General features: G+C 70.6%; 10 protein-coding genes. 1 reads left to right on the top strand and 9 read right to left on the bottom strand.

Annotated elements, in window-relative coordinates; translation table 11 throughout:
• Positions 1 to 168: 168 nt before the first annotated feature.
• The 4 genes from ACGFS9_RS19370 to ACGFS9_RS19355 form a co-directional block, all read right to left on the bottom strand.
• Positions 169 to 1620: an AI-2E family transporter gene (locus ACGFS9_RS19370; protein ID WP_393254652.1), complete on the bottom strand. Its 1452-nt coding sequence runs from the start codon at positions 1618 to 1620 to the stop codon at positions 169 to 171.
• A gap of 136 nt (positions 1621 to 1756) precedes the next feature.
• Positions 1757 to 2473 (bottom strand): transglycosylase SLT domain-containing protein, encoded by a 717-nt coding sequence (locus ACGFS9_RS19365; protein ID WP_393254651.1) that lies wholly within the window; start codon positions 2471 to 2473, stop codon positions 1757 to 1759.
• Between the two features lie 409 nt (positions 2474 to 2882).
• Positions 2883 to 4208 carry a PhoH family protein gene (locus ACGFS9_RS19360; protein ID WP_393254650.1) on the bottom strand — a complete coding sequence of 442 codons (1326 nt, stop codon included), beginning with the start codon at positions 4206 to 4208 and terminating at the stop codon, positions 2883 to 2885.
• A 318-nt stretch (positions 4209 to 4526) separates the two neighbouring features.
• Entirely contained in the window at positions 4527 to 5300 is a 774-nt protein-coding gene (locus ACGFS9_RS19355) for an isoprenyl transferase (protein ID WP_393254648.1), read from the bottom strand.
• A gap of 676 nt (positions 5301 to 5976) precedes the next feature.
• On the opposite strand from ACGFS9_RS19355, the gene ACGFS9_RS19350 reads away from it, so the two are divergent.
• Complete coding sequence (locus tag ACGFS9_RS19350; protein ID WP_393254646.1) at positions 5977 to 6312, top strand: DUF192 domain-containing protein; 336 nt, start codon at positions 5977 to 5979, stop codon at positions 6310 to 6312.
• A gap of 327 nt (positions 6313 to 6639) precedes the next feature.
• Here ACGFS9_RS19350 and ACGFS9_RS19345 read toward each other — a convergent pair whose 3' ends face one another.
• The 5 genes from ACGFS9_RS19345 to ACGFS9_RS19325 all read right to left on the bottom strand — a co-directional run bounded on the left by ACGFS9_RS19345 (position 6640) and on the right by ACGFS9_RS19325 (position 9576).
• A complete protein-coding gene (locus ACGFS9_RS19345) occupies positions 6640 to 7446 on the bottom strand; it encodes a class I SAM-dependent methyltransferase (protein WP_393254644.1) in 807 nt (268 codons plus the stop codon).
• A 73-nt stretch (positions 7447 to 7519) separates the two neighbouring features.
• Entirely contained in the window at positions 7520 to 8161 is a 642-nt protein-coding gene (locus ACGFS9_RS19340) for an OmpA family protein (protein ID WP_393254642.1), read from the bottom strand.
• Positions 8162 to 8164: 3 nt separating this feature from the next.
• Entirely contained in the window at positions 8165 to 8758 is a 594-nt protein-coding gene (locus ACGFS9_RS19335) for a hypothetical protein (protein WP_393254640.1), read from the bottom strand.
• Positions 8759 to 8773: 15 nt separating this feature from the next.
• Positions 8774 to 9379 (bottom strand): pilus assembly protein TadG-related protein, encoded by a 606-nt coding sequence (locus tag ACGFS9_RS19330; protein WP_393254671.1) that lies wholly within the window; start codon positions 9377 to 9379, stop codon positions 8774 to 8776.
• Positions 9376 to 9576: a hypothetical protein gene (locus ACGFS9_RS19325; RefSeq protein WP_393254639.1), complete on the bottom strand. Its 201-nt coding sequence runs from the start codon at positions 9574 to 9576 to the stop codon at positions 9376 to 9378. Before ACGFS9_RS19325 ends, ACGFS9_RS19330 begins: the two co-directional genes overlap by 4 nt.
• Between the last annotated feature and the right edge of the window lie 97 nt (positions 9577 to 9673).

Here is a 9673-nt window from a genome sequence, read left to right as displayed (position 1 = left end):
CGCTCCCGCACCCCCGCAAGATCATCGCGTTCAACGGCCACGGTCCTCGCAACTCCCACAGATCGCGGGTGTTGCGAGGACCGTTAGAACCCAAGTCCCGGTGGGCGGGGCCCTGTGCGTTGCCTGCCCCGCCGCGCCGACGGGCGGGGCGGGGCGGGCGGGGGGCTCCTAACGGGTGAGGCTGCGCGCCGCCGACGCGTCGATCGCCGTGGCGCCCCGGGGGTCCGGCGCGTGGCGCAGGTCCGCCTCGCTCGCGTACGACCGCAGGTAGGTGACGACGGTGTTGGTGACCGCGACGAGCGGGACCGCGACGACCGCGCCGCCGATGCCCGCGATCAGGCCGCCGGCGGCGACGGCCAGGACCACCGCGAGGGGATGCACCCGCACCGCGCGGCCGAGGATGAACGGCTGCAGCACATGGCCCTCGATCTGCTGGACCGCGAGGACCACCGCGAGGGTCATCAGGGCGGTGAACACGCCCTGGGTGACGAGGGCGACCACGATCGCGAGGGCGCCGGAGACGACCGCGCCGACGAGCGGGATGAACGCCCCCAGGAAGATGAAGACGGCGAGCGGGACGGCCATGGGCACGTCGAGGAAGTAGATGCCCAGGCCGATGAAGATGGCGTCGATCATGGCTACTATCACCGTGCCGCGGACGTAGGCGGTGAGGGTGCGCCAGGCGCGCGGGCCGGCGCCGGCGACACCGGGGCGGGCGGCGGCGGGGACCAGCTTGAGCGACCACTGCCAGATCCGCTTGCCGTCGTAGAGCAGGAACAGCGTCGAGAACATCGTGAGGAGGATGCCGGTCAGGGCCTCGACGATCACCGTCACGCCCTGGAGGCCCGCCGAGGTGATCTGGTCGGTGTTGGCGCCGACCGCCTCGCGCAGGTTCTTCGCTATCTCGTTGATCTGCTTGTCCGTCACGTGGAACGGGCCCTTGAGGAGCCACTTGCGCAGCTCGTCGATGCCGTCCTGGATCTGCCCGGACAGGTTGTCGATGTTCTCCTGCACCTGCCAGACCACGAACCAGCCGATCAGGCCCATGATGACGAAGCCGAGGATCGCGGTGAGCGCGGTGGCCACACCGCGCGGCACCTTGTGCCGGGTGAGCCGGGCGACGGTGGGCTGGAGCAGCGCGGTGATGAGCAGGGCGGCCACGAAGGCCAGCACCACCAGTTGCACGGCGCTGATCACCCGCATCAGCACCCAGACGGTGCCCGCGAGGATGAGCAGCCGCCAGCCGGCCTCGGCGGCGACGCGGACACCCCACGGCACCGCGAGGGCGGGGTCGGGGCGCGGCGTCGGCACGTACGCGGCGACCCGCTGCGTGGGGCGCCGGGCCGGGAGCGCGGCCGGTTCGGCGTCCGGCGCGGCTAGGTCGGCGTCCGGCGCGGCCGGCTCGGAGGCGTCGGGCCCGGGCGGTGTCCCGGACGGTGCGGCCGATGCGGGGCGGGCGTCGGCCGGCTCCGCGACGGGGTCCCGTCCGACGGGCGTGTCCGCCTCGTCGAGGGAGCCCCGCGACCCCTTCTCCACCTCGGCCCGGCGTTCGTCCAACCGCTCTGAGAGCTCGGTGAGTCCTGCGCCGAGCTTGCCGAGCCACCCTGGTACTCGCGACATGCTGCGTCCTTTTCCCCCGTTGCTCCCCACCACTCCCCCCGGGAGTCGTCGGATCCGACCGTACAGGGCCGAAGCCCCTCCCCCTAGGACGGGGAGGGGCTTCGGAAGGTTGAGCGGCCGACGGGCGGCGTGCTGCTCAGTACCAGCTGTTGGCCTGCCAGAACGACCACGCGTCACACGGGCTGCCGTACCGGCTGTTCATGTAGTTGAGGCCCCACTTGATCTGCGTGGCCGGGTTCGTCTGCCAGTCGGAACCGACGGACGACATCTTGGAACCGGGCAGGGCCTGGAAGAGACCGTAGGCACCGGAGGAGGCGTTGACGGCCTTGTAGTTCCAGCTCGACTCGTGGTTCACGATGTTGCTGAAGCACTGGAACTGACCGCTCGGCACCATCTGGCGCGCCATCGCCTGGATCTGCGCGACGGTGTACGAGGACTGGACGCTGAAGGTGGTGGCCTCGCGCTTGGCGGAACGGCTGGCGGCCTCCTCGGCCTCCTTGCGCTCCTTCGCCTCCTTCTCGGCCTTCTCCGCGGCCTTCTGCTTGGCCACGGCGTCGTCGGCCGCCTGCTTGCGGGCGGCTTCCTCCGCGTCCTTCTTGGCGCTCGCGTCCGCGGCGATGGCCTGTGCGTCGGCCTGCTGCGTCAGGGACGCGGTCTGCACCTGGGCCTGCTGACCCGTGGGGATGTCCGCGAGGAGGGTCGAGTCGCTGGCCGTCGCCTCGGCGTCGATCGAGGGCTGAGCGGTGCTGCCCGAGGCAACTCCGACGACGCTTCCGACGGCGGTGACCGCGGTGGCCGAAGCCACTGCGAATCCCCGGACCGAAATCCGGCTCACACGGTTTCCTTCCAGCATCGCCCGCTTAGGTGACCCTCGCGGACGCAATCGTGCCCCTTGGCGCTGGCCTCCCAACTGCGGGGTCACGGGAGGCACGGGCCCGGTGGGCAACTCCCGCTCGGGGAGCGCCGCGTGGTGCGCGGGCGGCATACGACTGCTCTATGGAGTTCTGAGGTTCCGGTGGTGCCGTACCGCTGGGGGTACAGGTGTGTCGTATGCGGGGCCTGACAGGAGTGAGACTCTAGCCGTAACCGGACGCCGCTCGGCAATTCTGCGTTGCGTGTGAAAGCTCACACCTCGTTTGCCACGCCTGTTTTCAGGAAAAGGGCGCGCAGCGCGACGCCGCCCGGCTAGGCTCTTTCGCCTTTGCCGGACGGCGCCAACCAGCATGTATGCACCACCCTTTGGCCGGGCGGCACGGCAGGGATCAGATCTGCCCGTCCTCCAGCATTTCGGTCACGAGTGCCGCAATCTGGGACCTCTCGGAACGATTCAGGGTGACGTGCGCGAACAGCGGATGACCCTTCAGTTTCTCGACGACCGCCACCACTCCGTCGTACCGCCCGACGCGCAGATTGTCCCGTTGCGCCACATCGTGGGTCAGGACGACCCGGGAGTTGGCGCCGATCCGGGACAGCACCGTCAGCAGGACGTTCCGCTCCAGCGACTGGGCCTCGTCGACGATCACGAACGCGTCGTGCAGGGACCGCCCGCGGATGTGGGTGAGCGGCAGGACCTCCAGCATGCCGCGCGCCGTGACCTCCTCGATGACCTCGCGGCTGGTGACCGCGGACAGCGTGTCGAAGACCGCCTGCGCCCAGGGGCTCATCTTCTCGGACTCGGACCCGGGCAGATAGCCCAGTTCCTGGCCGCCCACCGCGTACAGCGGCCGGAAGACCATCACCTTCTGGTGCTGGCGGCGTTCGAGGACGGCCTCCAGGCCCGCGCAGAGCGCGAGCGCGGACTTGCCGGTGCCGGCCCGGCCGCCCATCGACACGATGCCGACGTCCGGGTCGAGCAGCAGGTCCAGCGCGATGCGCTGCTCCGCGCTGCGCCCCTTGATGCCGAACGCCTCCCGGTCACCGCGCACCAGCCGGACGTTGCCGTCGGCGGTGACACGCCCGAGGGCCTTGCCCCGCTCGGACTGGATCGTCAGCCCCGTGTGGACGGGCAGGTCGGCCGCTTCGGGGACGTAGGCGTGGCCCTCCTCGAAGAGGACGTCCACCTGCTCGCCCGGCAGGGTCAGTTCGGACATGCCGGTCCAGCCGGAGGAGCCGGTGATGGCCAGCTCCGCGCGGTACTCCTCGGCGAGGAGGCCCACGGAGGACGCCTTGATCCTGAGCGGCAGGTCCTTCGAGACGACGGTGACGTCGCATCCCTCCGCCTGCAGATTGCGGGCGACCGCGAGGATGCGGGAGTCGTTGTCCCCCAGGCGGTACCCGCTGGGCAGGACGCTGGGGTCCGAGTGGTTGAGCTCGACGCGAACGGTCCCGCCGAGGTCCCCGACCGGGATCGGGGAGTCGAGGCGGCCGTGCCGGACCCGGAACTCGTCGAGCAGGCGCAGCGCCTGCCGGGCGAAGTAGCCGAGCTCGGGATGGTGCCGCTTGGCCTCCAGCTCCGTGACCACGACGATCGGGAGCACCACTTCGTGCTCGTCGAAGCGGCTCAGGGCGTGGGGATCGGCCAGCAGGACGCTGGTGTCGAGAACATAGGTGCGCCGGTCGGGCTTGTGGCGCTTTGTGCTGGTCACCACGGAAGGACGTACCCCCTCGGATGAGGTCGGGGAGCGACGAAGGAGATCTGGGCCGGTCTCGGGCACCGATGCACGGGCCGAGAACCGACCCTCCGCTTCGTCCGTACGGACCGCACGGTCGGGCTGGTGCAAAGGGCCTCCCGGGCGGACGGCCCCGTGCCGTCCGCTGAGATACGACACCCGTGGTTCGGGCGTCGACCTGCATGCGTTATGCCCTCGAACGCGCCAAGCCATGCAAGGGGAGCGCACGGCGCGCGCGTTAACTCCTGATGACGTACGTCCCTCGGGCCCCCGGACCTCCTCGGGAGACCCTCCTGGTCAGCCGCCGTAGCGGCGGTGTCGCGCGGCGTAGTCGCGCAGTGCCCGCAGGAAGTCGACCTTGCGGAAGGCCGGCCAGAAGACCTCACAGAAGTAGTACTCGGAGTGGGCCGTCTGCCAGAGCATGAATCCGGACAGCCGCTGCTCCCCGCTGGTCCGGATCACCAGATCCGGGTCGGGCTGGGCCCCGGTGTAGAGGTGCTTGCCGATCAGGTCGACGTCGACGGCCTCGGCGAGGTCCTCCATGGAGGTGCCCTTGTCGGCGGCGTCCAGAATCATCGAGCGGACGGCGTCCGCGATCTCCTGCCGCCCGCCGTAACCGATGGCGACGTTGACGAGTATGCCGTCGACGTGCGCGGTGCTCTCCTCCGCCTCCTTGAGGACCGCCTGCATCGGCGCGGGCAGGATGTCCGGCGTGCCGACGTGGTGGACCCGCCAGCGCCCGTCGGCCGCCAGGGTGCGGACGACGCCCTCGATGATGCCGAGCAGCGGGCCGAGCTCCTCCTGCGGGCGGTCGAAGTTGTCGGTGGACAGCAGCCACAGGGTGACGACCTCGACGTCCGTCTCGGAGCACCAGCCGAGGAATTCCTCGATCTTGTCGGCTCCGGCGCGGTGGCCCTGGGCGGTGGTGGAGCCCGCCGCCTTCGCCCAGCGGCGGTTGCCGTCCATGATGACCCCGATGTGCTTGGGCACCTGGTCGTGGTCGAGGTGGCCTTCCACCCTGCGTGCATAGAACCTGACCAGCAGACGGCGCAGGTTGTCGCGCAAGGTCACGTGTTGTCAGCCCCTCCGTGCGGATGGGACAGGCGCGCCCGGGCACAGTCCCTGTCCTATTGGCGGTCCCCCGGGGCGAAGCCTACCCCCGCGAAACCCCGTGGCCCCCAAAGGGTGCGGGAGACCCGAGGGGGCTCCGGGCGGGCCTCGGGCGGCGCCCGCGGGGCGCTGCGCGGACGGTCCGGACACGGAAGCGAGGCCCCTTCCTCGACGGCGAGAGGTCCGCACCCGAGCGGGCCGGGCGACGGACCCGGAGCGGGCGGCGCTGTGTCACCCAATCGCCCGCACCGCGGGGACGGCCCGAGCGGGGGCGCACGGGGGCGCCCGCCGCACGGGCCGTCACGAGCACAAAAAACGGGCCGGTCCGTGGGGGGGGAGACGGACCGGCCCGAGGGGGGGTTTCCACCATAACCCTTCGTAAGTGATGCTGCGTGCATCCGCGTGCCACAACTACTCTCCGGAGTTGCCCGACGACGCCCCGATGAGCGCGGAACCATCGATTCCGGGTGTGATCATGGCCGAATCACGGCCGATTCCAAGGGGATCGCGAAGGATTCATGAAGATCCCATGGGTTCGGAGCGGATTGAGGGGAGTCACCCGAGGCCGGGGTGGCGTACCCCGGGCGGGTGACGAGCGTGGCGGACACCGCTTGACGCGGTCGCTAACGTCACGGCCATGGCGACCTTCTCCACGGAGGGAACATCCGAACCGGTCCCGCTGGAACGGGCGGTGACGTCACGCGCCCGGCGCCGCGGACTCCTCGGCCGGGACGGGATCGACGGCGCGCTCCTGCTGGCCCCCGCGCGCTCGGTGCACACGCTGGGGATGCGGTTCCCGATCGACGTGGCCTACCTGGACCGCGCGTCGCGGGTCCTCGCGGTGCGGACGATGCGCCCGGGGCGGGTGGGGCTGCCACGGCCGCGAGCCCGGGCGGTCCTGGAGGCGGAGGCCGGCGCGATGGCCCGCTGGGGCCTGCGGCGCGGAGTGCGGGTCACGGTCCGGGAGGGCTGACGCCGCGTCACGGGACGGAGGCAGCACCGCGCAGCCCCCTCCACTGCGCGGTGCCACACGCGCAGCTTTGCTCACGCGAACTACCTTGGTCTGAACTTACGTCAGGCATACGCCCGAGGCGAGTCACCGCCGATAACGATGTGGACACCGCACGGAGATCCGCCTGGCCGGACCCGGCGCCCCACCGCACCCCCGTCCGACATCCGGACGGACATCTCATACAGAGTGCCCTTCATTGGGATGTTTTCGGTCAATCCGAAGGAGAGGGGCAAGAAACGCCCTCGGGCGGCCCTCGGAGCGCCCTCGGGACCGCTCTCGCATCACGCTCTAGCCGGACGACCGCCCGGAGAGGGGGGACGCCGGGGCCGGGAGAGGCTTGCTCGCCTCGATCAGGAAGCGGCTGCTGTGGGCGACGAACGGACCCTCCGCCTCGATCCGCTCGTGCAGCGCGCGGAGCCGGGGCCGGTAGGCGTCGACCGTGAAGCCGGGAACCATCCAGATCACCTTGCGGAGGAAGTGGACGACGGCGCCGATGTCACGGAACTCGATGCGCAGCCGCTCCGAGCGCAGGTCGACGACGTCGAGCCCGGCGGCCTCGGCCGCGCGGCGGGCTGCCTGCGGGTCACGGGCGTCGCGGACCGCGGCAGGCTGCGGACCGGTGAAGTACTCGACGAGTTCGAACACGCTGGCGGGCCCGACCTGCTGGGAGAAGTAGGTTCCGCCCGGGCTCAGCACGCGGGCGATCTCGTCCCAGTACGTCGCCACCGGATGCCGGCTGGTCACCAGGTCGAAGACACCGTCCGCGAAGGGCAGCGGAGCGTCCTCCGCCGCGGCGACGACCACGGCGCCGCGCGGGTGCAGCAGGGCGCTCGCCTTCGCCACGTTCGGCGGCCAGCCCTCCGTGGCGGCCGTGAGCGCAGGCAGCTTCGGGGCGGAGTCCAGCACCTCGCCGCCGCCGGTCTGGATGTCGAGCGCCGCCCGGGCCCGGGCCAGCCGCTCCCCCATCGCCCGCGCGTACCCCCACGAGGGGCGCTCCTCGGTGGCCCGCCCGTCGAACCAGGAGAAGTCCCAGCCGTCGACGGACGCGGCCTCGGCCTCGGCCACCAGGTCTTCGAAGGTACGCGGGGTGCTCATGGGACGGATCTTCGCAAGGGTGACGCCCGATGGCGACTTGTTTTCGGGGCGAGGGGCGCGGGGGACGAGCCGGTCAGGACGTGCCTCCGGACGAGCCTCGCGGGAACGAGACCTCCACCCGGCGGTTCTTGCGGCGGCCCTGCTCGGAGGTGTTGTCGGCGATCGGGTAGTCCTCGCTGTAGCCCCGCACCTCGAAGGTGATGTCCGCGTCCGTCGAACCGAGCGCGGCGGCCAGCCGGTCGTGCACCTGCTCCGCACGGTTCTTGGACAGCGTCAGACCGTGCGCGTACGAGCCGAGGTTGTCGGTGAAGCCGAAGACGCGGACCGTCGTCGCCTTCTGCGCCGTGATCTCGTCCGCGATCGCCCGGATACGGGACTGGGCGTCCGGGTTCAGTTTCGAGCTGTCCTTCGGGAAGAGGACCTCGGCCTGGAGCGCGAACGTCACGTCCGCGTTGGTGTCCTCCCGCCGCTCCTCGCCGCCCAGGTCCTCCACGACCGACTTGATGTCCAGCACCTTGGCGGCGGCCAGCGTGGCCCCGTCGGCCAGCTTCAGCCCCGGACTGTTGGCGTCGACGTCGGGGGGCGGCGAGGTGGTGACACTGCCGGGCGGGGCGCTGGGGTCGTCGTCGGCGTGGGCGGGGGTCGGGAGGCCGAGGGTCACCAGCACGGCCAGGGCCGTGAACGTCGTGGCGGCTGCACGGGGGGCGAGGGCCATGGCTCAGCCCTCGGAGATCTCGATGGAGGCGGGTGGCATGGAGCCCACCTGGAAGTCGACGGTGCCGGTGTCGGCGGGGGGTGCGGGGAACTGGGCGAACCAGTCCGCCGACTTCCCCACGTCCACGCCGCCACCGTCGAACTTGGTGCACAGACAGCGGCCTTGCGTGTCGCGCAGGACCAGATACTTCTTCTTGCCCTTGCTGTCGACCAGCGCGGCGCCGGCCAGGGAGGCGCCGTTCCTGCTCAGCTCCCTTTCGTCACCGCGCCAGTTGGAGGCGATCCAGAATTGGCCGCCGTTGTTGGTGACCCGGCCGCTGACGGTCACGAATCCGCCGTCGTCGCGGACGGCGGAGGCAATGGTCAGCGTCACGTCATCACCCTTGACCTCGGCCAGTACCTGATCGGGGCTCTCCGACGGCGACTCCTTCCGATCACCGGCCCCTCCGCCCCGAGTTGACGAGACAGGGGGTGCGGAAGCCTTCGAGTCGCCATCGCCGTCTCCACCGCCGCATCCGGACACCGTGAGGAGCAGCCCAGTCGTGATCGCCACCACGGCCACGGTCCAGTGGCCCTTCAGGGTATGCCGGAGATCCATCGGTAGCGCTTCCTCTCACTCGGCCAGATGCACAGAGAACAGCACGGACGGGTCGGGAAGGTCGTCCGAATCGAAATCTTCGGGATCGATGTCCACAAGACGCCCACCGCAGTTCAACTGCACGAGCTTCGCGGGATCCGCGTCGGCGGCGAACGAGCAGCGCGGTTCGATGACCGCCGTCGCCCCGGCCTTCGCATGCCGGGACTCCGTACCCGGGATGATCGAGCGTCCGACCGTGTAGCGGGTCTCGATCGCGACGTGATAGCCGGGGTATCCGTCGACAACAGTGGGCTGGGCGCCGCCTTGGAGGGTCGAGTCGTTCTCGGCGGCCAACCGGCCGGCGGCGGCCGATGCTCCTCGCCCGGAGAGCTGAGCTCCGTCCAGCCAGCTCAGCCAGGCGTCGTCCGTGCCGATGGCGGCGGTCAGACCCTCGATCAGCTCACCGCGGGCCTCCTGTGCCGCAGCCAACGCAGCAGCGTCCGCCGCGGATTGTGCTCCATTCCGGGCGGACGCTGCCTGGGCGAACGCGAAGAAGGCGAACGCGGCGAAGAGCAGAATCCCCGTCAGCCAGATGTAGAGGGGGAGGGTCTGCCCTCGGTCGCCGCGAAGCGGGCGGCTCAGCCGCCCGTCACCGAGGTGACGGCCGTCCTGATCGCGCCCGAGATCAGTCCGTCGAGCCCGATCTGGTCGATCAACGTGAAGATCCCCGCGATGATGATCATCAGCCCCGCGTACTCCACGAAGCCCGCTCCCGCGTCCCGGTCGGTGTCCCGCATGCGGGAGATCACGGTTCGTGTCCACATGGCGAACCTGTCCATCAGCACTGCCCTCCCACCCGACGCCACTTGCGACCCGTGCACCGTACGTGATGTGCCGCCTACTCCGGGTGGGCCCAGGGGCCCAACTTCGTCGTCG

This window comes from Streptomyces sp. NPDC048566 (genome assembly GCF_043199735.1).
Classification (GTDB): domain Bacteria; phylum Actinomycetota; class Actinomycetes; order Streptomycetales; family Streptomycetaceae; genus Streptomyces.
Note: the sequence above shows the minus strand (reverse complement) of the source record. Positions and strands in the feature narration are given on the sequence as shown.

Bases quoted from the DNA above. Each gene is read 5' to 3' on its own strand.
- ACGFS9_RS19350 (WP_393254646.1), top strand. From the start codon at position 5,977: ATGGCGACCTTCTCCACGGAGGGAACATCCGAACCGGTCCCGCTGGAA.
- ACGFS9_RS19365 (WP_393254651.1), bottom strand. From the start codon at position 2,473: ATGCTGGAAGGAAACCGTGTGAGCCGGATTTCGGTCCGGGGATTCGCA.
- ACGFS9_RS19325 (WP_393254639.1), bottom strand. From the start codon at position 9,576: ATGGACAGGTTCGCCATGTGGACACGAACCGTGATCTCCCGCATGCGG.
- ACGFS9_RS19340 (WP_393254642.1), bottom strand. From the start codon at position 8,161: ATGGCCCTCGCCCCCCGTGCAGCCGCCACGACGTTCACGGCCCTGGCC.
- ACGFS9_RS19370 (WP_393254652.1), bottom strand. From the start codon at position 1,620: ATGTCGCGAGTACCAGGGTGGCTCGGCAAGCTCGGCGCAGGACTCACC.
- ACGFS9_RS19345 (WP_393254644.1), bottom strand. From the start codon at position 7,446: ATGAGCACCCCGCGTACCTTCGAAGACCTGGTGGCCGAGGCCGAGGCC.
- ACGFS9_RS19335 (WP_393254640.1), bottom strand. From the start codon at position 8,758: ATGGATCTCCGGCATACCCTGAAGGGCCACTGGACCGTGGCCGTGGTG.